This is a genomic window from Alteromonas sp. D210916BOD_24 (genome assembly GCF_047159385.1).
Taxonomy (GTDB): Bacteria; Pseudomonadota; Gammaproteobacteria; order Enterobacterales; family Alteromonadaceae; genus Alteromonas.
Genome location: NZ_AP038333.1, coordinates 161,737 through 187,709, shown reverse-complemented (window position 1 = coordinate 187,709; position 25,973 = coordinate 161,737). Strand labels below are relative to the sequence as shown.

Here is a 25,973-nt window from a genome sequence, read left to right as displayed (position 1 = left end):
TCATTGCGCGACAGACATGGTAACCATGTCCTACAAACGTTATCATTGGCATAGTATACGTGAACTAGAAAAGAATCGTGGCGAAAAAACCAAAACTTACACAACGACAGAAGCGCCAAGTTGCAGCGAACAGAAGCAAGCGCTTGCGTGAAAAGCACGCCTCTAAAGGCACAGCTAATCTTGATGAAAGCACATTAGAAAGCGGCACAGTTATCGGTCGCTTTGGTAAACATGCCGATGTAGAAGACAGTCATGGTGTTGTTTCACGTTGTCATATTCGCCGTACGGTGGACTCCGTGGTGTGCGGTGACAAAGTATTTTTCAGTAAAGGTGACGATGCTGAATCCGGTGTAAGTGGCGTTATAGAAATTGTTAAAGATCGCCACTCGGTTCTCACTCGCCCTGACTACTACGATGGCATAAAGCCGATTGCCGCTAATATTGACCGTATTATTGTGGTAAGCGCCATTCTCCCCTCTCTTTCACTTAATATCATCGATCGCTATTTAGTGGCCTGCGAAGATATTGGCATAACCCCACTTATCGTGCTCAATAAAGTCGAGCTTTTGAGTGATGAAGAACGGGAACTGGTTCGAACCCAGCTCAAAACCTATGAGGAACTTGGCTACGAAGTCCTGTTTACCAGCTGTAAAACCAAAGAAGGCATAGATGCACTCAATCACTACCTCAATGACAATATCAGCGTATTTGTCGGGCAATCTGGGGTAGGTAAGTCGAGCTTGATCAATCAAGTGCTGCCTGATGCAGATGAATTAACGGGGGAAATATCTGATAACTCAGGGTTGGGCCAACACACCACCACCGCCGCCAAACTCTTGCACTTGCCAGCTGGTGGAGACCTTATCGATTCGCCTGGGGTACGTGAGTTTGGCTTATGGCACATTCCCACAGAACGCATCACCTGGGGCTTCAAAGAGTTCAGAGACTACTTAGGCGGGTGTAAATTCAGAGATTGTAAGCACTTGAACGACCCGGGGTGCCTCTTAAGAGAAGCCGTAGAGGAAGGTAAAATTAGTGCTGAACGCTTCGAAAGCTACCATAAAATATTAACTACTATGGAAGAACAGCGGCCCAGTCATAGCCTACCACCAGGGGCGTAAGTAGCACTTGCGAAACATTTGATCTCGCAAGTGCAGGCGGATTTTCTTCCTAAAGTCAAAACGACTTATAGCTATTTGATCGTATCCATAATGTTAAAGTTGCCCGAAGCGTGTTGACTTAAGGTACAATTGCCCCCGTAAAAGAATTGGAGATATTTTGTGTTAGATTGGCTCAAGGTTAATTTACAGTACATAACCCCTAAGCATTTACTTTCCCGCCTAGTGGGAATGCTTGCTGAGGCTGAAATGGGAAGTGTAACCACGTTTTTCATCAAACTGTTTATCAAGCAATACAATGTTGATATGACAGAGGCGTTACATGAAGACCCTACACATTACCGTAGCTTTAATGCGTTTTTTACTCGCCCCCTAAAACCTGGCGCTCGTCATATTGACGGTAACCAGGACGTTCTTATTCATGCGGTAGACGGCACAGTTAGCCAATTTGGCGACATTAAAAGCGACAGTATATTTCAGGCAAAAGGGCATGATTTTAGTCTCACCACATTACTGGGTGGTAAACCGGATATTGCCGCGCCGTTTAAAAACGGTAAGTTTGCCACGATTTACCTTGCGCCCCGCGATTATCACAGAATACATATGCCTGTTGATGGCACACTAACAGACATGATTTACGTGCCGGGAGAGCTCTTTTCAGTCAACCCACTTACCGCACAAAACATCCCAGGCTTATTTGCGCGTAATGAACGTGTTGTCGCGCTGTTTGATACCCCCGTAGGAAAAATGGCTATGGTACTGGTGGGCGCGACTATTGTGGCGAGCATCGAAACCGTGTGGGCGGGAACAGTTACCCCTCCTGCGGGTAAAAATGTGCAGCACTGGACCTATGAAAATGAAGCTGCAGTTACCCTTGAAAAAGGCGCTGAGTTGGGTCGCTTTAAGTTGGGCTCTACAATTGTGGTATGTTTCGAAAAAGACATGATCGATTTTGACGATTTAGCGCCTGGTATGGTTACCCGTTTGGGTGAGCCAATGGCAAGTAAGGTAGCCGCTACAGAAGGTAAAGAAGACGCGCAGCAGGAGAATGATTCTGCATCTGAGGGCGCTGACAGCTAGTTTATGGATGCTGTTAAAAAAAGTCTGATATCCCTTCACTTTACCGTTGTATTACTGGGTGGCACTGCGCTTTTTTCGCGATTAGTGCCATTAACTGCCAGTGATATCACGTTAGTGCGCTCAATATTTGCCTGCTTGGCCCTTTTTGCGTTTTTGAAAATAGCCAAAGACAAGATCACACTCAATTCTAAAAAAGATTACGGCGTTGCAGTGGGACTTGGCCTTCTGATGGCGCTTCACTGGGTTACCTATTTTGCCGCAATGCAATACGCTGGAGTCTCTGTAGGTATGATCGCACTGTTCACCTTTCCAGTCATCACAGTGCTAATCGAACCTTTTTTCGAACGCGTCAGACTGGTATGGCAAGATATTGTATCTACGTTGACGGTCATTTTCGGGGTGTATCTCATTGTACCGGAGACCTCTCTTGAAAATGACGTCACACTGGGCGTGTTGATAGGTATTGGCTCCGCCGTACTCTATTCATTTAGAAACCTTATCCATCGCAAACACTTTAAACACTACAGTGGCGCACAGGCGATGGCGTGGCAAACCCTAGTGATCAGCGTGTTAATGCTACCTGTAGGTAGTCAGGAAATCGTGCAAGCATCCTCAAGCTCGTGGCTTATGCTAATACTTCTAGGCACTGTATTCACGGCTTTACCTCATGCGTTGATTGCCACCAGCCTGCGGCATTTAAGGGCAAAGACATTTTCTTTGATCGCTTGTATGCAGCCTTTATATGGAGTGCTGTTGGCCGTGTTACTACTTAATGAAAAACCAGGTTGGAGCACCTTATTGGGCGGAATATTGATCACTTCCGCGTCTATTTACGAAACGCTCAATACCCATAAGTTACATAATTCAAATAACTCGTAACACCAAGGATAACGCGGGAATGCTAATCTATGCGCACCGGGGAGCCAGTAAAGCGGCGCCTGAAAATTCAATCAAAGCATTTACGTTAGCGTTTCAGCAAGATGCTGACGGTATTGAGTTTGACACCTATCAGCACGAGGGGGGAATTGTCGTATTCCACGACAGAATGCTTAGGCGCAGAGCTCGCGTAGAAGGCTATTTACTAGATACGCCATGGTCGTCCTTATTCTCTTTAAATATAGGAGAAGGAGAAGTCATCCCTACCCTAGCCCAAGCCATAGCCACTGTGCCAAGCGACAAGTACTGTAACATAGAAATTAAGCACCTTGATGACGTCGATAAATGGGTATTGGAAGTAAAGAGTGCCGTTCAAAACAGCGCGCTAACGGCTAAGCAAATACTTGTGTCATCCTTCAATCACCACTGGCTGTTAGACATAACGAAGCGGTGGCCTGAAGTTAACATTGGTGCACTCACTGCTAGCTATGATTTGGATTGTACCGCTAGCGCCAAAGCCTTAGGCGCATACTCAATCAATATTGCTCTTGATGCGGTAAACCCGCAATTTGTACAAACCGCCACGGATGAGGGGTTTAAGGTATATGTCTACACGGTGGATGAGCCTAGAGATATGATGATGCTGGCACATTGGGGGGTGAGTGGCATCTTTACCAACGTCCCAGACATCGCCATTGACGTATTGGGACAAGATCGCCTTTCACGATATTAAAGAATAACTACTTCAGCTCTGTCGACAAATGCTCTGAAAAGACCGTCTTCTTACAACATTTACACTGACGATAAAGACGCATATTCACCCAGTGACCGGCTACTATCAGCAAAGCGCCAAACGCAATAGTAAAAGGCTCGTAGTGATGACCCAAAATATCCTTATTCCAGTATATTGCCCCCCCACTAAACAATAACACCAGTGGGTAATACTTTCCGTGATAACGCAATGCGCCGCTTAACAGAGCCACTGCGCCCAGCAACATCGAAAAAGTCAGGATCGTTCTTTCAAACCAAACTTGTGCAAAGAAACTAGAACCAATAAGAGGAAGTAACGGTACTAATACGGGCAACGCCAGACAATGCAACGCACACAAACTCGACACCCAAATGCCTAGTCTGTCTAATTTTGTTGGATTCTCATCAATTGGGTTCATTACCGTTTATACCGCCGTGCAAATAATATACGTCATACGATTAGCGCTAGAGCGTGTTGATCTTTGCTGTTTACTTTGATAATCACGCTATATGGTCAAGTCAGAAAGCCTGCCCAGCGAGTAAGTATCCTGACAGCAAACATCAGCACACCCTAGAGACGTTATATTATAACAGAATCCAGACAATGAAACACCTCCACACAGTAAATTTTGTGATAAATGAGACGAAACTAGACTAATGAACGATAACGGTAGACAGGAATAACCGACGAGAAAATAGTAAAACGCTTTACCGATTAATAAGTTAACATTTTATTCGTGGGGAGCAGACTCGGAAATATCGGACAGATTAACAGGGTTATCCTCACGCCTTGCTAGTTCAGCTCCTTCAGCGTCACCGTAACCAAGATTTCGCTTGGCTACTTTAGGGGCATCTGCAAAGCGGTCCGACACAGAAATAAGATTAAAGCCCTCTTTTTCAAGGGAGGGAAGGTGCTGTTGCAAAAAGCGTATTGTCTCAGGATGAGGATGACCAATCACCACCACTTCGCCTTTCTGTCGTGCTATACGTTTCATTTTTCTAAACTGTGAGAGAAGGAAATCTTCATCTAGCTGATGGTCTAGAAAAACATGTCGGCTAGCACTTGGCACCGCAAAGCGTTCGGCAATCTCTTTGCCTTTACTTAATACCGTGGTTCGGCTATCGACAAAAAACAAACCTTGGCGCTTTATTTCCTTCATTAGCGCTTCCATGGCAGAAGCTTTACCGGTAAAGGCGCTTCCCATATGATTATTGACGCCTATGGCATTGGGAATACTTTTAATCGCTTTACGCAAGGTGTATGTGATAGCACCGGCAAACATATCGGTAGTCAGTCCCAGTGGTCCCATATTTTTATCTGAAGTGGCTTGCATTGGCATATGAAGCATTACCGGGCGCCCCTCTTTTTCAGCACGGTGCGCTATTTCTGATGCCAGGGGAGTTTGAGGTAAAATGGAAAAAGCAACTTCTCGAGGAAGTGAGAAAGCAGCGACATCGGATGGCCGGTAACCAAGGTCATCTAATATTATAATTATGTCCGACTTTGCTGAAACCCACGGGCAATAGAACCCACTTAGTACACAACAAAAGTACGTGATTAAAAGACGCAAACGCATCTATAAATATCCATTTTTTTATATCGTTATTATTTAAGCGCACTAGACAATTTAGCTTGTCTTATGCCTAGCATACCAATAAGTGCTTTAGATTCAACAAAACAACGCGACTTAACCGCCAGAACTGCATAAAAAATTCACGCATTCTATGTAAAGGAGCGTAAAACTTATGTAAATACGTTTCTGGATACTTAAGTAACAGTCGGCTTAACGCTATGTTGAACGCTTTAGTAGCAAAGCAAAAAGGTATCGATATGATTTCATCTACTCAAGAACCACTATCCAATCAGCAATTCGTTTCAGGTCAGCGGCCCCCAAAACCACCGCAGACCGAACTCAATCAGCAGCAAACAGAAACCGTTCAATCGATTTTAGCCAACTATGATGCTGATTCGTTAACCGGTGATGATGCCAAAGCAATTATTGAAGCGTTTAAAGAAGCCGGAATTCAACCCGGAGAATCGCTGGAAAGTGTGATGGAACAAGCGGGCTTCGATGCGAAACAGTTGGGTGAATTAGCTGGACTGGAGAAAGGTATGCCCCAACGCCCATTACCTCCTACCGCCACGTTCGAGACAACAGTCTAATAAAGGTGTGTTTAGTTAAACCAGATAGTGGGGTTTAAGGCTTTACCTTTGTGTCGAATTTCGAAATAGAGGTTGGGGTATTCTTGTCCCCCACTACGCCCCACCAAAGCAATTTGTTCGTTTTGCCTCACTTCATCTCCCGCTTGCTTTAAGAGCGCCTGGTTATGACCGTATACACTCATATAGCCATCGCCATGATCAATTATCGACACTAAGCCAAAACCGCGAAGCCAATCAGCATACAACACACGCCCCGGCGCGATGCTGTTTACTGGCGAGCCTTCAGAGCCGTCAATAATGATTCCCTTCCAACGCACTTGACCTTGTCGTCGATTACCAAACAGGTTTCTAATCCGCCCCTTAACTGGCGCGGTCAATTTACCTTTCAACTTTGCCAATCCATCTAAACTAATCTTGGCTTCTCTGGCCGCGCGTTCAGCCGCAAGACGTGCCACTTCAATGGCATCAATTAACGCTTTTTCATCGGCTTGCAGTGCTTCTATACGCTGGCTTTCACTGGCAATAGTCTTATTTATCTTTTTAAGGGTGGCTTTTCTATCGTCTTGACGCGTAATTAATACTGCTCGCTGGTTTTCCTGATCCAGTTGAAGCGCAGCGAGCGATTGTGCTTTTTGCTCAAGTTCAGCATTTACCGTTTCTAAGCGCGCAACGTTTTCCCGAAAGCTTTCAATTTCCTGCTGCCGCGCCTTAGCGACATATTGATAATAGGTGATAACCCTTTCAAAGGTACGTGCGTCGTCTTGATAAAAAAGCATTTTTGCATAGTCGTAGTGACCCGCCATAAAGGCGCTTTTTAATTGACTAGACAACAGAGATTGTTGTTGGCGAATAGCGCTCTTTAGCGTTTTCTGTTCGTTAATTAGCGCGGTTTGTTCTTGTTCCACTTGTTTTAGGGATTGTTGGGTAAGTGAAAGAGCTTTGGCAATTTTTGCAATTTCCAGCTCAGAGGTTTTCAAAACCCCTTCTAATTCCTGTGCGCTGGCTTTGTTGTTTTCCAGCACCTGTTGTCGTGCGCGTAATTCGGCTTGTAATTCGGCGAGTTTCTCACGTTGGCTTGATGGATCATCCTCTTGCGCCAATGCTATGACATTCCACTGAAAAATCGCGAAGATGCAGAGCAATGTTAAACGTGGAGAGAATAAACGAGAAAACATAAATAAACTCCAATGTCCGTCATTTGTAGGGTGAACTTTACGTTAAAGCCGCGCACTGGCCTATCTTAGTAGGGTCAGTGTATCTGAGGCAAGCGTCTATGCCCAGTCCAATTTAGTCGTAATATCAATCATCTAAAGCAATTTAAATGGGCTGTCTTGATTGTAAGCCATGGCAGACTGGTTTCTCAGCCATTTTTCTATATACTTTGCACTCTTTTCATGGTCTGTAGACAGGGTTAGAGGTAATGGATCAACTAATTGAGTTTGCTGGCAACAACATTGTGCTTGCTGGTATTTGGGTAGCACTGGTTGCCATGCTGATATTTAGCTATATCAGTGGATTGACATCATCGGTCAAAGAATTGGGTACGCACGAAGCCACACTTCTTATGAATAAAGAAGACGCTATTGTACTTGATACAAGGCCTGCAAAAGATTTCAAATCAGGGCATATTCTGGGGGCAAAGCAAATTAAACCCGAAGAATTGCGCGAGAAAAACTTCAAGAAACTTGAAAACAGTAAAGACAAACCCATTATCGTAGTATGCGCTATGGGTAATCAGGCTCGTGGTACAGCAAATGCGATGCTTAAAGCAGGCTTCGCGAATGTGAGTGTATTAAAAGGCGGCATGAATGCATGGCAAAGCGCCAGCCTTCCCGTTTCGAAATAACAGGTAACCTTATGAGCAAAGTAGAACTTTACACCAAGGGTCATTGTCCTTATTGCCAGCGAGCCAAAGCGCTCCTCACGCAAAAAGGTGTAGATTTTATTGAATACCCCATTGATGTGAAGCCCGAACTTCGCGATGAAATGATTGAGCGCGCGAATGGTGGCTGGACGGTACCGCAAATCTTCATTGATGATCAGCACATTGGTGGCTGTGACGATATGATGGCTTTGGAAGCACAAAGTAAACTGAACCCAATGCTGGGTTTAGCGTAAAGCGTCAGCGCGTACAATAACGACTGCATTTAAATAAAACGACAATTAAATAGGAAATCCCATGGCTGACGAAAATCAGACAAATAACGGCGAAGCAACTGAAGCACAAGCGCAACAGAGTGCACAGTTCAATATTCAGCGTATCTACACAAAAGATATCTCTTTTGAATCGCCTAACACGCCAGGTATTTTCACTAAAGAGTGGAAGCCAGAAATTAAGTTAGACATCGATACTGCAACGAATAAATTAGATGAGAACGTATTCGAAGTAGTACTTTCAGTGACAGTAACTGCAACACTTGGCGACGAAACTGCATTTTTATGTGAAGTTCAGCAAGCCGGTATTTTTGCTATTGGCGATATGCCAGATCAGAACAAAGCACACACGCTAGGGTCTTTCTGCCCTAACATGTTGTTCCCATATGCCCGTGAAGCCATTTCAAACCTGGTTAACCGTGGCACATTCCCTCAGCTTAACCTTGCACCGGTTAACTTTGACGCCATCTTCGCGGCATATGTACAAAAACGTGCACAGCAAGCGCAAGGCGAAGCGCCGAAAATGGACGCGTAATTAACGTGAAGTCGAATTCGGTTTCTGTATTAGGGGCGGGCTCTTATGGCACCGCCCTTGCTTTTTGCCTCGCGAGAAATGGCAACCCCACATTGTTATGGGGTCGCGACAAAGCTCATATGGCTGAATTAGCTGAAGCCAGGGAGAATGCGCGCTATTTACCAGGAGCGACCTTTCCCGACGCACTCAGTGTGAATGGAAATTTACCAGAAGTGGTCGCGGCTAGTCAGGATATTTTAATTGTCGTGCCAAGCCACGCTTTCAGTGACATGCTCAAAAGCTTAAAGCCATTGCTTAAGCCACACCATCGCATTATTTGGGCGACAAAAGGCTTAGAGCCTAAAACAGGCAGGTTGCTGCGTGACGTTGCCGAGGAAATTTTAGGCACTGATTATCCTTTGGCAGTGTTATCCGGCCCTACCTTCGCGAAAGAAATGGTGGCGGGTTTACCTACGGCCATCTCATTGTCTTCCACCGATGATACCTTAAGCGATGAGTTTGCAGCCAAACTCCATTGTGCTAAGTCGTTTCGCGTTTATAAAAATTCCGACTTCACTGGCGTACAGCTGGGCGGTGCGGTCAAAAATGTGATCGCCATTGGTGCGGGATTAGCTGACGGTCTTGGCTTTGGAGCCAATGCTCGTACAGCACTGATAACCCGTGGTTTAGCTGAGCTTACCCGCTTAGGGGTCAAACTCGGTGCGAACCCAGAGACCTTTATGGGTATGGCCGGCTTAGGTGACCTAGTACTCACTTGTACTGATAATCAGTCGCGAAATCGTCGCTTTGGTCTCGCATTAGGCCAAGGTAAAAGTGTAGATCTTGCTATGGCTGAAATAGGACAAGTAGTGGAAGGTTATCGCAATACCGAAGAAGTCCATGTGTTGTCTCAAAAAGTAGGTGTAGAAATGCCCATATGTGAGCAAATCTATGCTGTGCTGTATCACGGGAAATCACCTAAAGAAGCAGCACTTACGCTGCTGGGTCGAGACTTAAAGCAAGAAGCGTAAATTATACGCTTCTTCCCTCTTGTTCTATGGACACACCAGCACTTTCTCGATACGCAGACACAACCGCCTCCAAAACACTCTGATACCCGTTGATCACTGCCTGCCTTGCAGAGAAATAGCTCCGTTGCGCATTGAGCAAGTTCAAAAAGTCTGTATCCCCCGCTTTATATCGCACACTTGCCAGCCTGTAGAGCTGCTCGTTGTTTTCTTGCGAAGCCAGCGTATAAGCATAATTTTGCCGCTGATAAAGCAGGTTTGTGTGGCTGTTCAAGAGCGTTTGGGTGGCCTCAATCACTGTCTGTCGGTATTGCACAATGGCGATATCCACATCAGTTTTTGCCGCTTGTTCTGCGGCCGCGAGTCGGCCGCCATCAAATAATGTCGCCGCCGAACTAATGGCCGCGCCCAACGTCCACCCCTTAGCAAGCTCAAGTAAGTCACTAACACCAACATCAGCACTTAAACTCATTCCAGGCAGGCCTGCAACTGACGCTTCATAAAACGCTAAGTCAGCCTGTTTAAACTGCGCAATAGCCAATTGTATATCAGGGCGATGATGCAAAACGTCAGCAGTGAGTTGTGGCGCCAAGTCGGGAATTGTGAAGTCCGATAATGATAGGGAAAGCACGGGTGTAAACAGAGGTGACTGCACAAGCGATTCGTCTTTCCCCAGAAGTGCAGCAAGCGCTCTTTCATTGAGGGTCAGACTATTGCGAAGTTTTAATACTTCTGATTCTGCACTTATTAATGTATTGCGCTGCTGCGATACCTCAATGCCCGATGTATCCCCTTCCTCAAAGCGAATTTGAACCAGTTTTAATAATGCATCACTGGTTTGTACATTTTGCACGGCGATATCTAGTCGAGCTCGAAGTGAAATGTGCTCAAGTAACGTACTGATAAATAGTGCCTGTATATCTAATAGGGCGTCAGTGTACTGGTATTGCGCCGCGTCTACGCCGAGTTGTCGGCTGCGCTGTTGTGCAGCGCGCGTACCCCAAATGTCAGCGTCGTAACTTAGCCCCACACTTCCAGAGGTAGCATGACTTGATGTTCCCGTTGTGAAATCTCTGCCACTTCGACCTGTAACACGGCTCGTCAATGTAGGCATATCACCCGCTTTTGCTTGTACTAGTAACGCTTGCGCTCGGGTAATGCGCATTTTCGCCTGAGACAGGTTCAAATTTTCGCGTTCAAGATCGGCCATTAATGGTTCGAGCTGAGCCACATTAAATACTCGCCACCAATGGGTCGAAAGCGTGTTTTCGGGTAAGGCCTGATGCTGCTCGGTAAAAACCGCTGTTTTTGTGTTTGATAACGCAGTCGACGGAGAATACGCACAGCCAGTCATCAACAGCATACTCACTACTAAAATGGTAACCAATCGCATGGCTAAAGGTAATGAAAGCATGGGGTTACTCCTCTGCCAGCGCATCAATAGGATTAAGCTTTGAGGCCTTTTGAGCGGGAGCATATCCAAAGACTAAGCCAACCGCGAGTGACGTCAAAAAGGCCAATATAGGCGGCAAGGCTGTGTAGGCTACAGGTACACCCACTGAGGCCATAATAATCACGACAATGTAGCCTAATAGAATGCCGAATATGCCGCCCAATACGCACACGACCCATGCTTCGATGTTGAACTGACGCAATATATCCCGGGGTTTAGCCCCTGTGGCAATGCGAAGGCCAATCTCGCGTTTGCGTTCTGACACATTAACCAACATGATATTCATTACACCAATCCCGCCTACGAAAAGAGAGATGGCTGCCACAGAAGCCAACAACACTGTTAGCGTGTCTTGAGTTTCAGTTACCGCTTCAACCAGAGATTCAGTTGAACGTACCATGACATCTTCTTGCCCGTGTCGCTGTGTTAACAACGCAAGTACGGCGTCTTTCACTGTCGTCGCCACATCAGTACTTTGTGCTTTTATCGTAATACTGCTCAAGTAATCTCGCCCAAACACCTTTAAGCGTCCGGTAGTGATGGGAATTAGCACTTCATCGTCCATATCGTTACCACCAGCGCTTGCCCCTTTTGAATGCAGTACACCGACGACTTGATAAAACCCATTCTGCATCAGAATGTACTCGCCCACCGCGCGGTATTTATCTTCAAAAAGGGTTTCAGCAACGGTATTGCCTATCACGACAACAGGGGCAAAAGCGGCAACATCTTCTTCACTGAAGAAAACCCCCTGAGCCATTTGCCAATCTTTGGCGTGAAAATAGTCAGGTGTTGTCCCGGTAATTCGGCCTGAGAAGTCATTTTCACTGTAGCGAATGGTGGCACGCGCACTGCGCTCTGGTGCCACGTAAGCGACACCTGATAACGCTTTAAGCGCATTGGCATCATCTAACGTTAACGACGCGATATCGCCTGATGAACGCATATTTCTGCCTCCAGGGCGAACTGAGATCAAATTGGTGCCTATCGTCTCAATTCGCTCAAGCACTTGCTGCTTGCCACCTTCACCCATAGCCATCATGGTAACCACTGCCGCCACACCGATAATAATGCCAAGTAAAGTAAGCAAGGTCCTAAACCAGTTCATCTTAAGGGCGCTAAACGCCATAGAAAGCGCAGATATCAATGAGATACTTGGATATGGCTTTATGGTCGTATTTTCTGTATTCATGTTATTTACTGGCACAGCAGGCGGGCTAACCACAGTGCTCTGGTTAGCGCATCGCTCAGTCGCGGTATCCCTGACGATGCGTCCATCGAGTAAATGAATTTGTCTGTCGGCGCACTCGGCAACCGCTTTATCATGGGTTATTAAGATAACAGTGACACCTTCGGCATGTAATTCGCGAAGCAGCCCCAGTAACTGATCACCACTCGCTGAATCAAGTGCGCCAGTGGGCTCATCAGCTAAAATGACTTCTGCACCATTAATTAACGCCCGCGCCACTGATACCCGTTGCTGTTGTCCGCCAGAGAGCTCACCAGGCTTATGTTCTTTTCTCGTTGACAGGCCGAGTTTATCCAGCAACTGCTGTGCTTTTTGCGTACGCGCTTCAGTTGGCATTCCACTATAAATTGCAGGTAATGCAACGTTTTCCGTTGCATTAAGAGACGATAGTAATTGGTAACGCTGAAAAACAAAGCCAAAAGTTTTAAGGCGAAGTGCCGACAGCTGATCGGGATTTAAGGCAGAAACCGACTGCCCATGAATGCGATACTCACCATGAGACGGTGTATCCAGACAACCTAAAATGTTCATTAGGGTCGATTTACCTGAGCCAGATTGGCCCATAATGGCTACAAGCTCCCCTTTTTCGATAGATAATGACACGTTGTCTAATGCCACTACCTCGACACCTTCCGTTTTATAACAGCGTGAAACGCCTTCTAGTTGTATCAGTGACATGCTAGAAACCGTCGCGACGTCGAGGAGGGCCTTCTGCTGGCTGTCCGCCAGGAATTTTACGGGTAGTTGTTGCAGACGTTGCGCTGCCATCCGCTAAGCCAACGACGACTTGATCCCCCTCTGACAGCCCCTCTAGTATTTGTATATGTGTTCTATTCTTAATGCCCACTTTCACCATAGTGCGCACTGTATCGTCGCCTTGTTTAAGTAATACAAACGTCTTTTGATTGCCACCTTTCACCGCGGCTAGGGGTACTGACAGTGCATTCTTTTCCTGTGCTTGGACAAAGAAAACTTGTGTTGTCATGGCATCCATTAAAGTACGTTCTGTGTTATCAATGTCGATAAGCACCTGATAAAGTACCACGTCATTGAGAACCGTAGGCGTAGGTAATACCTGGCGAACGGTAGAATGGTAAAAGGTTTTGTTATCGCCCAGTGTAGAGAAATAGACTGGCATGCCTCGCGTTATTTTTTGTACATCGGCCTCAGATACTTCCGCGCGCAATGTCATCACCGACAAATCAGAGATTTGTAATAGTAAAGGGGCATTTTGGTTGGCATTTAAGGTTTGCCCTTCACGCACTTTAAGTGAGGCGATAGTGCCTGATATCGGCGCGTAAATCTTGGCAAAGCCCAATTTAGTAATATCGCCTTCCAGTGAAGCCTGATCTGCTTTAATTTGTGCGATACTGGCGGAGATTTTGGTATCGATGACCTTTAGGTTAGTGTTGCTGCTCACCACCACGTCCTGGCTTACCGCATTTTGTTCAAACAAGTTTGCATTGCGCTTAGCTCTTACTTCAGCGAGTTCACGCTCTGCTCGGAGTTGTTCTAGCTGCGCTTTTTTACTGTCTAAATCCGCCTGCGCTTTTTGTACCTGGGTATCAAATACTCTGGCGTCTATTGCGACTAGCAATTGCCCTTCTTCGACTTCGTCGCCTTCCTCAACGTAGATTTTTTCAACTTGCCCTGATACTTGAGCGCCCACTTCTACGTGACGCTTTGGCTCAAGTTGCCCCGTGGAAACTAAACTAACTTCGATATCTTGTTTCTGGGCGACTTGAAAAAGAAAATCAGTGCCTTGTGGCGACGTAAAGTAAATTGAATAGACGGCAAGGGTGGTGGCAATAACAATAGCAGCCACCAGCAAGAATCTGAGTGAAAACGGGAATTTCAAAGCATTCGGTCCATTGTAAAATGAGAATGCAATATAGCGAATGTAAAGATTGACTACGAGGCTCAATCTTTACATTTACGCTATCTTTACAGTGAAAGAATTGAAACGTAACCTATTGAGTTAACTAATTAAAACAGACTTTACCTGAACTTAAACCCATACATTTTGTACGGTTAACGTGCCCCTTCATAGCCAAACTGGCGCCAACTTTCATAGACAAAAACTGATACTGCATTTGATAAATTCATGCTTCGACTATCTGGCAACATGGGAATGCGAACACGTTGCTCCGGAGGCAATGATTCAATCACATCACTTGGTAAACCACGGGTCTCAGGACCGAATAAAAGCGCATCACCTTTCTTGTACTGGACATCACTGTGAAAAGCTTTGCCTTTGGTTGTACAGGCGAATACACGATTAGGCTTAGCATCTTCTAAATACGCATCTAGATTGGCATGCCGCTTAACATGAGCAAATTCATGATAATCTAAGCCAGCTCGGCGTACACGCTTGTCATCCCAATCAAAGCCCAGGGGTTCAATAAGGTGCAATGTAAAGCCACTGTTTGCACACAAACGAATAATGTTACCCGTATTAGGGGGTATCTCAGGTTGATAAAGTACGATATCTAACATGCTCGGTAAGTACCCTTAGAACCAGCTAAATCAGCCATTTTACACTTATTCATCACAAATCAATACGTATTAACACGGTGATATTTATGGCGCTGAAAGAAAATCGAATACACGTGTTAATACGCGCTGCCGAATATCGTCGGACTCAGCAAACAGTTCGTGGTACGCACGGGGTATAATTTCCAGCGTGGCATTTGGCATGGTCTGCGCCACCTTTCGCTGGCGTTTGTTGTCAATTATGGTGTCACTATCAGCACTAAGAATCAGGGCAGGTGTCCTTATTCCTCCCGCACTTTGCTCTATGGTATGCATCGCCTCATGTGCAGCGGCAAGCCACTCAGTCGTTACTCCACCCAACTGAATTTCTTGTTCTTCATCATAAAGCTCTCGAAACAATGCGTAGCGACTTTTGCTATGGGTTAATTTGTTAAGTGAAAAAGGAAACGCGATGTAAGGTGTTTGCCCAAAAAAATATCCGGCATCTTTCTTCTTCATTCGGTTAACGGCTAATCCAGTACGAATGAGTCCATTTGCTAACCAATTCGGTAAAGCAGGCTTAATGCCGAACATAGGTGATGCCAATACCGCTTTTGAAAACAAGTATGGTCTACGCAATAACGTAAGTGCACCAATGGCTCCTCCCATTGAGTGACATACTAAATGCAACTCACCTTGTTGATTGGGTTCCACCACTGTGTCTATAAAAGTGATGAGATCGTCTACATAATCATCAAAATTTGCTACGTAGCCGTGTTGGCGGTCACGAGTCATGCGGTCTGACAACCCTTGCCCTCTGTGATCCAAAATAAAAACAGCGAAACCATTTTGAAAAAAATCAAAGATCAGCTCTTTGTACTTAAGGTATGACTCTATACGCCCCGAACTGATCACCACTGTGGCTTTCGGTGAAGGCGGAATACAATATGCGAATCTTACCGTTACACCATCTTTTCCGTTAAAGCGCCCCAGTGTAACCTGCTCTTGCCAAAACGGATTTATCTGCTTGGCCAATGTGGTTGCTAAGTTATTTTCAGACGTCAGCGTCCAACCCATGTGTCACCTATTTACCAGTCAATCTTCGCAAAGCAAGTAGTTATGACTTAGGAAAAGATAGCGAAACTCGCAATCCTCCCTTTGTGGCTGGCTTTGCAATAATCCGCCCATGATGCAATTCAACGGCAGCTTTTGCAATGGATAACCCTAATCCCACGCCTCCAGATTCACGTTCTCGGGCGAGCGTAGCGCGATAAAAGGGAGCAAAAACTCGGTCACATTCCTCTACAGCCAGTCCATCACCGTCGTCAGTGATGTGAATAGACCAGGTTTGCGCGTCATCGCTAAAGGTGACGTCAGTAACTAACTTGCTATGTCTAATCGCATTGCGAAGCACATTTTCAACCGCCCTGCATAGCAACATACTATCTATATTGACAACTAAATTTGGAACGTCTGCAATACGCAACTGTTTGTTCTTATTAGCCGCTTCAAACTGTGCATCGGTAAACACGTCGTATAACGCTGTTGAAAGTGATTGTTTGTGTCGGTTGATTTCACCGGCTTCTGCGCGACTTAACGTAAGCAGTTGACTCACAAGCGCCTCCATCCTATCGGCTTCCCGCTCTATGCGCATGAGGGTTTCTGGATCAACATCCTGTTGATGCGCCAATCCCAGTGCCATTTGCAGTCTGGCTAACGGAGAGCGAAGTTCATGTGAGACGTCTGCCAACAAGCGTTTTTGTGCGCTCCACATGGTCTCAAGCTGCTCGGCCATTTTATTGAAGTCTCGTGCCAGTTGCCCGAGTTCATCTTGGCGTTTAGCGGCTCGCCCCACACGGGTTTGCCAGTCCCCGCTTGCTAGGCGTTTGGCCGAACCCTGTATATGTAAGATAGGGTTGGTCAGTGATTTGGCGAAAAGCCAACTCAACAATGTGGTGGTAACCAAGGCAATAATGACAAACAAGACAAACGGGGGGGCTTGTTGTTCGGGCATATCTAATTTAGCCACAAATAAAGCATAACGGGTGGTCTCTCGCTCGAAAAAGACCGGACCGATGATTTTTAGCGCACCGCGTTTTACCGCAATAGGTGCATTTTGCCCAACCAGCCTTAATAAATCCTTTTTGTCATTCTCACGTAGGGGAGGTCCGCCGCCTGCTATTAAGCGATTGTCATTTAAAGCAACAGCCACCAATCGCCCTCTTACCCCTCTAGAACTGCGATCGAGTGCCTCATGGATAGGTAGATCGGTAAAGCGCTCACGCTGAATTCGCTCTACAACCTGATTTAAGTCTGCCAACTCCCGAGGTTTGACGTCGATGACCTGTAAGTCTTCAAAAAACAGCCGGCTGCCCCACACTGCCAACAACGCAGTGACAATAAAAGTGGCCCAAAACCATAAAAATAAACGCCCCATAATAGCGCGGGTAGGGTTGATATTGCGCAAGAACTGCATAATTAGTGGCTACCGATTATTAGCATATACCCCACCCCGCGGATGGTTTTAATTTTTTCATCCACCGCGACGGCGCTTATTTTTTTGCGTAGATTACTCACATGCATATCGATACTTCGGTCAAAAGCCTGAAGAGGTTTTCCAAGTATTTTCAAACTTATCTCTTCTTTCGTTACGCGCTGAGCAGCGTTCAACATGAGTAAACGTAAAATCTGAAACTCAGTGGTAGTCAGCGTTAATTCAACGTCGTCAATTTTAGCCAACTGACTCGCAGGGCTTAAATGAACGCCATTTACAAAAAGGTCTTGCTCTATTCCCCCTCCTGTCGCCGCAATATTGTGACGGCGCACAATAGCCTTAATGCGCGCCACTAACTCCCTGTGATTAAACGGCTTTGGCAGGTAATCGTCAGCGCCCATCTCAAGGCCAAGTATCCGATCGTAATCATCACCGCGCGCAGTTAACATCAATACTGGTGTACTATGGCTGGCACGCAGTTTTTTGAGTACGTCAAATCCGTCCATTTTGGGCATCATCACATCAAGTAAAATGAGATCATAATGTTTGCCTGAAACGGCTTCAGATAATCCTTCTTGTCCGTCGTTGCATACCTGTACTTGATAGCCCATGCTTTTAAGGTAAGTACAAAGCATCTCGGACAACTCAAAATCATCGTCGATAACAAGGATAGACTGGAAGTGAAAATCTGAACTCATGGTATTTAACTCTTTAACTACTTGATCCATTGAATCGCCTTAACTTTAAGACGGGTGCTCTGCATTGATTTGTCTACCTTTTGTGGTTGAAATCGTGCTCTACAACACAAACAGATACACTGACAATTGCATACTATCTCTTTTCAGACCTTTACAAATACCAATCGGCATAACCTTTACAGAAGCTTTACAGTGAATTGACTGCGTTGTTGGATTAACACGCTAATCTTACTTTGTCTGAACAATCAGGAGACGACAATGAAAAAGTTATTAATTGCTAGTGCAACAATAGCGACGATTAGCTTAAGTGGGCTTGCTATGGCGAAACCAACAGGCCCGAATCTAAGTCACCCTCACCCATTTAAAGAAATGGCTAGCCACCTTCGAGGCTTATCACTCAGTGACAGCCAACGGGAACAAATAAAAACCCTGGTGCGCTCCTTTAAAGCCTCCCACCCAACGGAGGGTTTTAGGCGTGATTACGAAAACATTATCGATTTTACCAACGCAAGTGAAGCAGAAATAAGCCAATTTGTTAAAACAACATTCGAAGCCCGCGAGAACAAACATTTTGACTTTGCTCAACTTCGTCACGGGATTTTTAATATTTTGACGCCAGAGCAAAAAGCCAAGATTCTGGCTCGGCAAGAAAATGTTGAACCTACTGGTGAGCCACGTAAAAAGCACAAAATGTTTGCAAAACACGACGGCAAGGATCGCCGCGATCCTACACAACGGGGCAACAAACGCAGTCTGGATAAACCACGTTCATCCTTTAAAGAGGATTCGCCTTTTAGAGGGATTGCACTGACTGAAGCACAACTAACTGCCTTGGCTTCACTCGAAGAAACCTACGAAGATACTGCCAGTGCCAATCGGGAAACGATGCATAATTTCAGAGATGCACAGCGTTCACTTATCCGTAGTGAGGCGTTTTCCAAAGATACCTGGAATGCGTTGGTAGAAACCTATAAAGCAGATCTTATCGGCGCGGGCATTGCCAAAATAAAACATAGACAAGCTATGTTTGCCGTACTGACTGACGATCAACAAGCCACACTCAAGGCAAGACATAAGGAAAGACGGGAATTACACGAGTTACTTATTCCGTAACGTTTCGCGTATTGTGTTTTAACTTACCGTCGCTGTGTTTATTCAGTGCAACGTCAAGGCGCTTGTTAGCCCCTCTTAATCTCGCAGAGGGGTTACCAAGTCGCCCACTTGAATGCCATCAGTCCCCGCTGTCCGCCGGAGTAAACTGACTTCATCTGATACCATATCTATTTCAAGTGTAATCGCTTCACTTCTAAACAAGCCGACACTTTTGGTTTGTCTTAATTCAGGCAGCCCTCGTTGCTTTACCAGTAAAAATTTATCGCCTTTTTGAAGTTGACTACTCTTACCCAAATCGATGGCAATATATTCTGGCGTGATATCGAGTACTTGCGCATAGGTTGTCTGGCATTGCAGCGCAGCATGGATGTCTGTCACTGCCGCGTGAATAGTATTTAACATCATCCGCCCATAGTCGCTGCGCCACATCAGGCTATTGTTGATATCAACTGTATAGTGAGACGAAAAAGTCCAGTCCGCTTCGCTGTGATAGCTATCATTAAATATTATTTTACTTTGGTAAGTATCCAGCACATAAACTTGAATTGTGAAGTTGCGTCTCAGTGCTACCTCGTCACTATCAAACAACGAGGACGCCTGAGATACCTGTTCAAAAAGCGAAATATCCTTAACAAAGCCGAAAATAACAAACTGTTGACCATAATTACTGCGTAAAAAGGTCGACTTCGACACTAATTCCTCATTTGACAAGCTTTCTGCCAGCCATGATTCGGGTTTAATCAAAGCAAGACCCACTTGACTGACATTACCTGGGTTATACAGACTGTTTAGCTGCTGTGTAAAACGCTGAGACACGTGCCGCCCCAGTAAATAGAGTTGCCCTGTAGCGGCTTGCTCTGGTGCAACCAAAGGAAACTCGGTGACCAAAACACGATGAGCCAAGCCGTTATTTTCACAATCGAACAACGGTGTGATATTAACATTGACCACCACGGTGAGCTGATCGTCTTTGACGGTTTCACTCATTATTTCAACCCGCTGTATTCGACCCTGTGAGCGTATCTCTGCTTTACTTGAAAGCAACAAGCCATTCACCATCACTTCCTCTGCAAAAATAGTCCCGCCACTTTGGAACGCCGCGTCGGCTACTGCGTTTTGTATGGCGGTTTGGCGTACATCATCCAAATCGGCTCCTGCAAGCGCAATGGTCGCTTCTCCCTGAACCCACCCCGCCATCACATTTGCTGAAAACCCTATTAAAACAGCACTACAACACAGTATTTGCGTTGCGCGAAACCTCAACAGTCTATCTACTGCGTATGCCCCCATAGCTTGAGCAACGTGAAATACTCGTGTGTCTAGCATGAAGATTACCCAAATATAGAAAAAAGCTTACCAATAACGGTACGTTGTTGATTTTCTTGCAGCTCTCCTGTGCCGCTGTATTCAATAAGCGCATTCCCTACCTTCGAGGAAAGCACGGAATTATTTTCATCAACATCTTTTTTTCGGACCTCACCAGAGAAGCGGATGTACTCTTTTCCTCGATTCATGGTTATCCATTTTTCACCGGTCACCAATAGATTTCCCGCTGGTGTTATGCCTGTCACATATACTGTAATGCTTCCTCGCATCGAGTTAGACTGCTTAGTTTGAGCCGAGCTTTGAAACTCGCTGTCTTGTTGGTGCTCAACTTCGACATCATCTCCCTCAACACGAAGCCCGCCCATTTTTAAGGTGATAGGCGCCAAATCGAAAGAGGTATTTTTATCTGCATTAAAGTCGAGCGATTTCTCAGACTGGGTCTTTTCATCCAATTTCACCAATATCATATCCCCAACGTTAAAATTGGCATGTCGTTCATATAAGTCCAGCGCCCGTTGCGGATTAAACAACGAGCCGGTAGGTACTTCCAGAGAAGACGTGGGTTGTACTCTAGGTGGTGCATAACGCGGATCACCAGGTGCAGGTACGTCTTCTGACTGGACGACGGCTCTTTGCGTCACATTCGGGTTAGTAGGACTACTTTTGACTACTTCCTTTTCTTCGCTCGGGCTTTGTGCACACCCTACAAGTGTAAAGATTGCGAATAAGGTGTGTATATGGCATCGAATTTTCATGACATTACTCAATATTATTTTAGTGCAGTGATTAAATTAAGTGCCATCCGTGACCTAACAGGAGCAAGTCTAAACGATTAATTCAATATAAATCTCGTTCGCTTGCCTAATTTGCAAAACCTTTACAAATCAACAATATGCCTGCGGGTAAGGGGATGTTATGGCCATTGAAAACTCAACTAATTCTATATTTAAAGCACGTGTAAACTCGTCATCTACAACCAATGCTTTGTCAGCGACTACAGCGCCACTTGACTCAACGATGGCAATCTCAACAGGTGATATTACTGTCGACAACGCGGCAAAAAGCGGCCAATCCTTGCCAGGGCTTTTTGCTAGCCTACTGTCTGCATATACGCCACAGTCGGCGACGTCAGAAAATAGCAGCACAGAAACTGTGACAGATGTTGTTAGTAGTTCAGACACTTTGCAGACTTCCCTGACACTGATGGAAAACGGCAACCCTCTTTCAGATAGTGCGCTTTCGTTGTTGCAGAGCGAGTTGTTATCGGCGCTGCACCAAAGTGTATTTCAATCCGCTTCAGGCACGGGCAACACATCCAACAATGTAGATAGCCAGAATAGTGGTAATGCCAGCCTCGCTGTAACAACAGAACAGCCAACTGAGGTGAGTGGGGTATTCGACACTCTGTATACACAGGCATTTGGAAAGGATGGTCTCAGTCTTCAAGATGGCTTCGATGCGCTAAACATTGTTAACCATTTGCCAATTGTGTCTGACTTATACGAAGTAACAACTGCATCGCAGACTTCACCAGTGTCTAGCCTGGCGGGGAGTCTTATTTATGGAGGACTTGGCGGGCTGCTATACAACGCAGTGGACTTATCGATAGAAGGCATGACCGGCAAAAATATCTCAAACCAGATGTGGTCTTTAGGGGGATCACTGATATCATCTGTTTTTACCTCTCAACCAGAAACTCAATCATCGACACAACCTGACTTGTCAACAACGTCAATAAGTGACGGCATGGAAACATCGGCGGCCCACGCCGCCTATCAGTTTGTGCAGCGCGCCTTTTAGCAATAACGCGCAATACTTTATCAGAAATTGGGTTTATACGGTTTGTAATCAGGAGAAAGGAATAAAGGCGAAGTAATGACTAAGTCTGCGGTAGACGCATTACACGCCACCGGCACATTCCAAACCGAGCACAATCGAAGCAGCGCCCTCACATCTGGGTCATGGGGGGCTGCATTAAGTGGATCCCAGAAAAAAAATAAGGCGTCGAGTTTGTTTTCTGCTATTAACGCGCCTATCTGTTGATCACCGCCCAGTGGCCCACTTTTATACCGCTTTATATCAAGACCGGTTTCATTGGCTATCAAGCCACCGGTTGTTCCCGTTGCCACTAAGTCACATTGGTTTAGCGTTTTAATATGCTGCTTTACCCAAGCAAGCAGTTCTTGTTTTTTGTGATCATGCGCGACAAGCGCTATCGTCAGTTTACTCATTATTATTGTCCACTCACTTGGTAGTGCTGAAATTTCCTAATGAAGCGGTCTACTTTGAAAACCGACTTCGGCAAGAAAATATAAATATTCAGTTTCATCGACAATCTTGTCAACTTACTGTCACATCTATAAATGTATTATTAATTTGAAATAGTACGTTATCTATACGCACCCAAACAAACAAAATATTTATACATTTTTATTGAATAAAAATTCAAACAAGATACACTAATCCACGGTTAAAGCATCCAACGCTCTTTCGAGGGTTGATATGAAATAGGAACTGATGATGACACAACCAACTCACGTTGTTGGTTCAACCACTTACAACTGCAATGAGTTTACCTCTCCCCTGGCTGGCTACGCGCTGCATAGCTCGCGACGACATGTGCGATTAACCATGCTTTTGCGTTAGCACACTTTTTACCTTTGTGATGTGGTAGCGGTTAGGCAACGCAATTCGCCCAATCAGTTCACAAAGGTAAAAAGTGATTTTTTTTATTCCTTTATTGAAATTTGAATTATGTATAACGTCTCAATTATTGGTGCCAGTGGTTACACAGGGGCACAACTCATTCAATTGGTAATGCAGCATCCCGCACTGTCTCTCAATGGTACTTACGTGTCTGAAAGTAGTGCAGATGCGGGAAAAAACATCGCAGACTTACACGGCTCACTAGCGCATGTTGATGCCGTGCTTACCCCGATTTCTGATGAGACCCTGGCCACTTTGGCAATTAGCGAAGATTTTATCTTTCTTGCCACGCCGCACGAAGCAAGTCATGACTGGATGCCTATCCTTTCCTCAGGAACAGCCAAAATATTGGATTTATCTGGTGCATTCAGACTTAAAGACACGACAATTTTTGAGCAGTTTTACGGCTTTGCTCACACTCACACCAGCGAACTTAAGCACGCGGTATACGGACTTGCGGAATGGCATGAAGCCGATATCGCACAGGCCAAAATCATTGCTGTGCCAGGGTGTTACCCAACGGCGAGCCTGAGTGCATTAAAGCCTTTAGCCGAAAACCACTTGTTAGACAGTAGCGTTCGACCTGTGATCAACGCCGTTTCAGGCGTGTCTGGCGCGGGCAGAAAAGCCAATCTTGCCACCAGCTTTTTCGAAGTAAGCTTACAAGCCTATGGCGTACTGGGACATCGACACACCCCAGAAATAGAAGCCTATTTGGGAGCACCTGTTATTTTCACCCCACATCTGGGTAATTTTAAGCGTGGCATTTTGGCTACCATTACTGTGAAAGTAAAAGCGGGAACAACAACAGTACAACTTGAAGAAGCTTTCCGTCAGGCCTATGCTGATAAACCTATTGTTCGATTGCGTAACAGTTTCCCCAAAGTAGACGATGTTGCACATACCCCTTTTGTCGATTTACATTGGAAATTGGATGAGGCTTCTGGCTATGCAGTGATTACTGCGGCAATAGATAACGTAATGAAAGGGGCTGCATCACAGGCTATTCAGTGCCTAAATATTATGACACAACAGCCAGTAGAAACAGGGTTAGTACTATGAGCCGTTCTCCTATTGTTATCAAAGTAGGCGGTGCACTACTTGACGACACTGCCGCCATGACACGCTTATTTTTAAGCATAAAAGACGTGCAAGTTTCTCGCCCAGTAGTAGTAGTTCATGGCGGTGGCCCTTTGGTGGAAACACTTATGGCAAGCCTTGGGTTAACCAGTACCAAAATAGATGGTTTGCGGGTGACGCCCGACGAGCATATGCCCTACATTTGCGGTGCCCTTGCAGGCTCAGCCAATAAACAACTGTGTGCTGCGGCCTTGGCCACGGGTTTAACCCCGGTAGGCTTATCACTGCTTGATGGCAATATGGTGGTGTGTGAACCCCTTGGCGATAAATACGGTGCCGTCGGAGTACCGTCTACCGCTGACGGTGCATTTTTAAAAAATGTACTTGCGCAATCAACGCTACCTGTTATTAGCTCTATAGGCGCGAGTCCCCAAGGCAGATTACTAAACGTCAACGCAGATCAAGCTGCGACGGTAATTGCAGAACTTATGGATGCCGAGTTACTGCTGCTTTCTAACGTCGACGGCGTATTAGACAGTAACAAAACACTGATCCGCGAGTTAAATGCGCAAAGCATAGCGGCCTATGCCAGTGAAGGTGTAATCACCGATGGTATGAAAGTGAAAGTTGATGCTGCGCTCAGTTCAGCTAACACGCTTAAGCGCCCCGTTTATATTGCAAGTTGGGCTGCTGATATTAACCACATTCTTAATCAAAACACAGGTACGCAAATCTTACCTACCAACGCTTTGCACAAAAACGCAGAGCTAGCCGGAGAAGTACAATGAAACAGGACCTACTTACCTTTGCAGACTGGACCCCAGAAGCAATGCAAAACTTGCTGCAATTGGCTGTAGAAATTAAACAAGCCCCAGCAAGCTATAGCAATGTGTTAGCGGGTAAATCAGTGGTCGCCCTGTTTGAAAAGCCGTCTCTTCGCACCCGCGTAAGTTTCGATATTGGCATCAATAAACTTGGCGGTCACATGGTGTATCTCGATGTGCAGTCTGGCAAATTAGCGGGTCGTGAAGATGCCGTCGATACCGCGGCCAACCTTGCTTGTTGGGCTGACGCCATCGTAGCACGTGTATTTTCTCATAGTACGCTGGAGACGTTTTCAAAAGCCGCTAAAGTACCGGTTATTAACGCGCTATGTGACAAATACCACCCATGCCAGGGTTTGGCAGATTACTTAACCATGTTTGAACGCTTTGGCAAAACACAAGGCTTGACCATGGCGTATGTGGGTGACGGCAATAACGTAACCCATTCATTACTGATTGTGGGTGCGCTGTTAGGTTGCAACCAAGTCGTCGTTACTCCCAAGGGACACGAAGCGGATCCAGAGATCGTGGCACACGCCAAAGTGATTGCGCAGAAAACCGGTGCTTCCATTGTGGAAAGCGCGGAGCTTAGCGCGGCTAATGGTGCAGATGTTATTTACACTGACACTTGGCTTTCAATGGGAGATAACACGCCACTTGAAGCCATTAAAGAAAAATTTGCGCCTTATCAGGTTAATGAAGCGCTGATGGAGGCGACGGGTGCAAGTTATGTTATGCATTGTCAGCCTGCACACCGCGATTTAGAAATTACGGGCTCGTTGATTGACAGCGACAAGTCGCTGCTCATGCAACAAGCCGAAAATAGAATGCATGGCCAAAATGCCATCCTTACTCAATTACTTAGTGCCTAAGG

General features: G+C 45.7%; 27 protein-coding genes. 14 read left to right on the top strand and 13 right to left on the bottom strand.

The window, feature by feature from the left end; genetic code table 11:
* Positions 1–77 precede the first annotated feature (77 nt).
* The 4 genes from rsgA to ACMCM8_RS00785 all read left to right on the top strand — a co-directional run bounded on the left by rsgA (position 78) and on the right by ACMCM8_RS00785 (position 3,807).
* Positions 78–1,121: a small ribosomal subunit biogenesis GTPase RsgA gene (gene rsgA, locus ACMCM8_RS00800; protein WP_412724511.1), complete on the top strand. Its 1,044-nt coding sequence runs from the start codon at positions 78–80 to the stop codon at positions 1,119–1,121.
* Between the two features lie 159 nt (positions 1,122–1,280).
* Positions 1,281–2,198, top strand: a complete 918-nt coding sequence (asd, locus tag ACMCM8_RS00795; protein ID WP_412724509.1) for an archaetidylserine decarboxylase — start codon at positions 1,281–1,283, stop codon at positions 2,196–2,198.
* A gap of 3 nt (positions 2,199–2,201) precedes the next feature.
* Positions 2,202–3,077, top strand: a complete 876-nt coding sequence (locus ACMCM8_RS00790) for a DMT family transporter (protein WP_412724507.1) — start codon at positions 2,202–2,204, stop codon at positions 3,075–3,077.
* Between the two features lie 19 nt (positions 3,078–3,096).
* Entirely contained in the window at positions 3,097–3,807 is a 711-nt protein-coding gene (locus ACMCM8_RS00785) for a glycerophosphodiester phosphodiesterase (RefSeq protein ID WP_412724505.1), read from the top strand.
* Between the two features lie 7 nt (positions 3,808–3,814).
* On the opposite strand, the gene ACMCM8_RS00780 is transcribed toward ACMCM8_RS00785, so the two are convergent.
* Both ACMCM8_RS00780 and ACMCM8_RS00775 read right to left on the bottom strand, forming a co-directional pair.
* On the bottom strand, positions 3,815–4,243 hold the full coding sequence (locus ACMCM8_RS00780; RefSeq protein WP_412724503.1) for a MerC domain-containing protein: 429 nt from the start codon (positions 4,241–4,243) through the stop codon (positions 3,815–3,817).
* A gap of 312 nt (positions 4,244–4,555) precedes the next feature.
* Complete coding sequence (locus ACMCM8_RS00775; RefSeq protein WP_412724501.1) at positions 4,556–5,401, bottom strand: divergent polysaccharide deacetylase family protein; 846 nt, start codon at positions 5,399–5,401, stop codon at positions 4,556–4,558.
* Positions 5,402–5,616: 215 nt separating this feature from the next.
* On the opposite strand from ACMCM8_RS00775, the gene ACMCM8_RS00770 reads away from it, so the two are divergent.
* A complete protein-coding gene (locus ACMCM8_RS00770) occupies positions 5,617–5,988 on the top strand; it encodes a hypothetical protein (protein WP_412724499.1) in 372 nt (123 codons plus the stop codon).
* An 11-nt stretch (positions 5,989–5,999) separates the two neighbouring features.
* Here the strand turns inward: ACMCM8_RS00770 and ACMCM8_RS00765 are convergent, their stop codons facing one another.
* Entirely contained in the window at positions 6,000–7,163 is a 1,164-nt protein-coding gene (locus ACMCM8_RS00765) for a murein hydrolase activator EnvC family protein (protein ID WP_412724497.1), read from the bottom strand.
* 245 nt (positions 7,164–7,408) lie between these two features.
* Here ACMCM8_RS00765 and ACMCM8_RS00760 point away from each other — a divergent pair, with 245 nt between their 5' ends.
* From ACMCM8_RS00760 to gpsA, 4 genes are all read left to right on the top strand, one after another.
* Entirely contained in the window at positions 7,409–7,834 is a 426-nt protein-coding gene (locus ACMCM8_RS00760; protein ID WP_412724495.1) for a rhodanese-like domain-containing protein, read from the top strand.
* 11 nt (positions 7,835–7,845) lie between these two features.
* Positions 7,846–8,106, top strand: coding sequence for a glutaredoxin 3 (gene grxC, locus ACMCM8_RS00755; protein ID WP_412724493.1), 261 nt, complete (start codon positions 7,846–7,848; stop codon positions 8,104–8,106).
* Between the two features lie 61 nt (positions 8,107–8,167).
* The gene (gene secB / locus ACMCM8_RS00750) at positions 8,168–8,677 is read left to right on the top strand and encodes a protein-export chaperone SecB (RefSeq protein ID WP_412724491.1); all 510 of its coding nucleotides are present in this window, start codon (positions 8,168–8,170) and stop codon (positions 8,675–8,677) included.
* Between the two features lie 5 nt (positions 8,678–8,682).
* Positions 8,683–9,687 (top strand): NAD(P)H-dependent glycerol-3-phosphate dehydrogenase, encoded by a 1,005-nt coding sequence (gene gpsA / locus ACMCM8_RS00745; RefSeq protein WP_412724489.1) that lies wholly within the window; start codon positions 8,683–8,685, stop codon positions 9,685–9,687.
* A 1-nt stretch (position 9,688) separates the two neighbouring features.
* Here the strand turns inward: gpsA and ACMCM8_RS00740 are convergent, their stop codons facing one another.
* The 7 genes from ACMCM8_RS00740 to ACMCM8_RS00710 form a co-directional block, all read right to left on the bottom strand.
* A complete protein-coding gene (locus tag ACMCM8_RS00740) occupies positions 9,689–11,098 on the bottom strand; it encodes a TolC family protein (protein WP_412724487.1) in 1,410 nt (469 codons plus the stop codon).
* Positions 11,099–11,102: 4 nt separating this feature from the next.
* Positions 11,103–13,064, bottom strand: a complete 1,962-nt coding sequence (locus ACMCM8_RS00735) for an ABC transporter permease (RefSeq protein ID WP_412724485.1) — start codon at positions 13,062–13,064, stop codon at positions 11,103–11,105.
* Between the two features lies 1 nt (position 13,065).
* The gene (locus ACMCM8_RS00730) at positions 13,066–14,244 is read right to left on the bottom strand and encodes an efflux RND transporter periplasmic adaptor subunit (RefSeq protein ID WP_412724483.1); all 1,179 of its coding nucleotides are present in this window, start codon (positions 14,242–14,244) and stop codon (positions 13,066–13,068) included.
* A 173-nt stretch (positions 14,245–14,417) separates the two neighbouring features.
* Positions 14,418–14,882 carry a tRNA (uridine(34)/cytosine(34)/5-carboxymethylaminomethyluridine(34)-2'-O)-methyltransferase TrmL gene (trmL, locus tag ACMCM8_RS00725; protein ID WP_412724481.1) on the bottom strand — a complete coding sequence of 155 codons (465 nt, stop codon included), beginning with the start codon at positions 14,880–14,882 and terminating at the stop codon, positions 14,418–14,420.
* 84 nt (positions 14,883–14,966) lie between these two features.
* On the bottom strand, positions 14,967–15,935 hold the full coding sequence (locus ACMCM8_RS00720; protein ID WP_412724479.1) for an alpha/beta fold hydrolase: 969 nt from the start codon (positions 15,933–15,935) through the stop codon (positions 14,967–14,969).
* Between the two features lie 40 nt (positions 15,936–15,975).
* On the bottom strand, positions 15,976–17,334 hold the full coding sequence (locus ACMCM8_RS00715) for an ATP-binding protein (protein WP_412724477.1): 1,359 nt from the start codon (positions 17,332–17,334) through the stop codon (positions 15,976–15,978).
* A gap of 2 nt (positions 17,335–17,336) precedes the next feature.
* A complete protein-coding gene (locus ACMCM8_RS00710; protein WP_412724475.1) occupies positions 17,337–18,080 on the bottom strand; it encodes a response regulator in 744 nt (247 codons plus the stop codon).
* 228 nt (positions 18,081–18,308) lie between these two features.
* Here ACMCM8_RS00710 and ACMCM8_RS00705 point away from each other — a divergent pair, with 228 nt between their 5' ends.
* Positions 18,309–19,163: a Spy/CpxP family protein refolding chaperone gene (locus ACMCM8_RS00705; RefSeq protein ID WP_412724473.1), complete on the top strand. Its 855-nt coding sequence runs from the start codon at positions 18,309–18,311 to the stop codon at positions 19,161–19,163.
* Positions 19,164–19,238: 75 nt separating this feature from the next.
* On the opposite strand, the gene ACMCM8_RS00700 is transcribed toward ACMCM8_RS00705, so the two are convergent.
* Positions 19,239–20,489, bottom strand: coding sequence for a flagellar assembly protein T N-terminal domain-containing protein (locus ACMCM8_RS00700; protein WP_412724471.1), 1,251 nt, complete (start codon positions 20,487–20,489; stop codon positions 19,239–19,241).
* A gap of 5 nt (positions 20,490–20,494) precedes the next feature.
* Positions 20,495–21,244, bottom strand: coding sequence for a flagellar basal body L-ring protein FlgH (locus ACMCM8_RS00695; RefSeq protein WP_412724469.1), 750 nt, complete (start codon positions 21,242–21,244; stop codon positions 20,495–20,497).
* Positions 21,245–21,404: 160 nt separating this feature from the next.
* Here ACMCM8_RS00695 and ACMCM8_RS00690 point away from each other — a divergent pair, with 160 nt between their 5' ends.
* The gene (locus ACMCM8_RS00690; protein WP_412724467.1) at positions 21,405–22,289 is read left to right on the top strand and encodes a hypothetical protein; all 885 of its coding nucleotides are present in this window, start codon (positions 21,405–21,407) and stop codon (positions 22,287–22,289) included.
* 20 nt (positions 22,290–22,309) lie between these two features.
* Here the strand turns inward: ACMCM8_RS00690 and ACMCM8_RS00685 are convergent, their stop codons facing one another.
* Positions 22,310–22,720: a methylglyoxal synthase gene (locus ACMCM8_RS00685; RefSeq protein WP_412724465.1), complete on the bottom strand. Its 411-nt coding sequence runs from the start codon at positions 22,718–22,720 to the stop codon at positions 22,310–22,312.
* A gap of 523 nt (positions 22,721–23,243) precedes the next feature.
* Between ACMCM8_RS00685 and argC the strand changes: the two genes are divergently transcribed.
* Genes argC through ACMCM8_RS00670 form a run of 3 tightly spaced genes read left to right on the top strand, consistent with a single transcriptional unit; the run spans position 23,244 to position 25,971 of the window.
* Positions 23,244–24,257, top strand: a complete 1,014-nt coding sequence (gene argC, locus ACMCM8_RS00680; RefSeq protein ID WP_412724463.1) for an N-acetyl-gamma-glutamyl-phosphate reductase — start codon at positions 23,244–23,246, stop codon at positions 24,255–24,257.
* Positions 24,254–25,063 (top strand): acetylglutamate kinase, encoded by an 810-nt coding sequence (argB, locus tag ACMCM8_RS00675; protein WP_412724461.1) that lies wholly within the window; start codon positions 24,254–24,256, stop codon positions 25,061–25,063. The genes argC and argB overlap by 4 nt, the downstream gene beginning before the upstream one ends.
* Positions 25,060–25,971, top strand: coding sequence for an ornithine carbamoyltransferase (locus ACMCM8_RS00670; RefSeq protein ID WP_412724459.1), 912 nt, complete (start codon positions 25,060–25,062; stop codon positions 25,969–25,971). Before argB ends, ACMCM8_RS00670 begins: the two co-directional genes overlap by 4 nt.
* Positions 25,972–25,973 lie beyond the last annotated feature (2 nt).

What these genes read in the sequence shown, in the direction of transcription:
- ACMCM8_RS00710 (WP_412724475.1), bottom strand. Translation starts at nt 18,080, where the DNA reads ATGGATCAAGTAGTTAAAGAGTTAAATACCATGAGTTCAGATTTTCAC.
- ACMCM8_RS00775 (WP_412724501.1), bottom strand. Translation starts at nt 5,401, where the DNA reads ATGCGTTTGCGTCTTTTAATCACGTACTTTTGTTGTGTACTAAGTGGG.
- ACMCM8_RS00705 (WP_412724473.1), top strand. Translation starts at nt 18,309, where the DNA reads ATGAAAAAGTTATTAATTGCTAGTGCAACAATAGCGACGATTAGCTTA.
- ACMCM8_RS00740 (WP_412724487.1), bottom strand. Translation starts at nt 11,098, where the DNA reads ATGCTTTCATTACCTTTAGCCATGCGATTGGTTACCATTTTAGTAGTG.
- ACMCM8_RS00735 (WP_412724485.1), bottom strand. Translation starts at nt 13,064, where the DNA reads ATGTCACTGATACAACTAGAAGGCGTTTCACGCTGTTATAAAACGGAA.
- ACMCM8_RS00700 (WP_412724471.1), bottom strand. Translation starts at nt 20,489, where the DNA reads ATGCTAGACACACGAGTATTTCACGTTGCTCAAGCTATGGGGGCATAC.
- ACMCM8_RS00760 (WP_412724495.1), top strand. Translation starts at nt 7,409, where the DNA reads ATGGATCAACTAATTGAGTTTGCTGGCAACAACATTGTGCTTGCTGGT.
- ACMCM8_RS00685 (WP_412724465.1), bottom strand. Translation starts at nt 22,720, where the DNA reads ATGAGTAAACTGACGATAGCGCTTGTCGCGCATGATCACAAAAAACAA.
- secB (WP_412724491.1), top strand. Translation starts at nt 8,168, where the DNA reads ATGGCTGACGAAAATCAGACAAATAACGGCGAAGCAACTGAAGCACAA.
- ACMCM8_RS00690 (WP_412724467.1), top strand. Translation starts at nt 21,405, where the DNA reads ATGGCCATTGAAAACTCAACTAATTCTATATTTAAAGCACGTGTAAAC.
- grxC (WP_412724493.1), top strand. Translation starts at nt 7,846, where the DNA reads ATGAGCAAAGTAGAACTTTACACCAAGGGTCATTGTCCTTATTGCCAG.
- ACMCM8_RS00695 (WP_412724469.1), bottom strand. Translation starts at nt 21,244, where the DNA reads ATGAAAATTCGATGCCATATACACACCTTATTCGCAATCTTTACACTT.
- argB (WP_412724461.1), top strand. Translation starts at nt 24,254, where the DNA reads ATGAGCCGTTCTCCTATTGTTATCAAAGTAGGCGGTGCACTACTTGAC.
- ACMCM8_RS00715 (WP_412724477.1), bottom strand. Translation starts at nt 17,334, where the DNA reads ATGCAGTTCTTGCGCAATATCAACCCTACCCGCGCTATTATGGGGCGT.
- ACMCM8_RS00770 (WP_412724499.1), top strand. Translation starts at nt 5,617, where the DNA reads ATGTTGAACGCTTTAGTAGCAAAGCAAAAAGGTATCGATATGATTTCA.
- argC (WP_412724463.1), top strand. Translation starts at nt 23,244, where the DNA reads ATGTATAACGTCTCAATTATTGGTGCCAGTGGTTACACAGGGGCACAA.
- ACMCM8_RS00720 (WP_412724479.1), bottom strand. Translation starts at nt 15,935, where the DNA reads ATGGGTTGGACGCTGACGTCTGAAAATAACTTAGCAACCACATTGGCC.
- ACMCM8_RS00765 (WP_412724497.1), bottom strand. Translation starts at nt 7,163, where the DNA reads ATGTTTTCTCGTTTATTCTCTCCACGTTTAACATTGCTCTGCATCTTC.
- ACMCM8_RS00670 (WP_412724459.1), top strand. Translation starts at nt 25,060, where the DNA reads ATGAAACAGGACCTACTTACCTTTGCAGACTGGACCCCAGAAGCAATG.
- trmL (WP_412724481.1), bottom strand. Translation starts at nt 14,882, where the DNA reads ATGTTAGATATCGTACTTTATCAACCTGAGATACCCCCTAATACGGGT.
- ACMCM8_RS00790 (WP_412724507.1), top strand. Translation starts at nt 2,202, where the DNA reads ATGGATGCTGTTAAAAAAAGTCTGATATCCCTTCACTTTACCGTTGTA.
- ACMCM8_RS00785 (WP_412724505.1), top strand. Translation starts at nt 3,097, where the DNA reads ATGCTAATCTATGCGCACCGGGGAGCCAGTAAAGCGGCGCCTGAAAAT.
- ACMCM8_RS00780 (WP_412724503.1), bottom strand. Translation starts at nt 4,243, where the DNA reads ATGAACCCAATTGATGAGAATCCAACAAAATTAGACAGACTAGGCATT.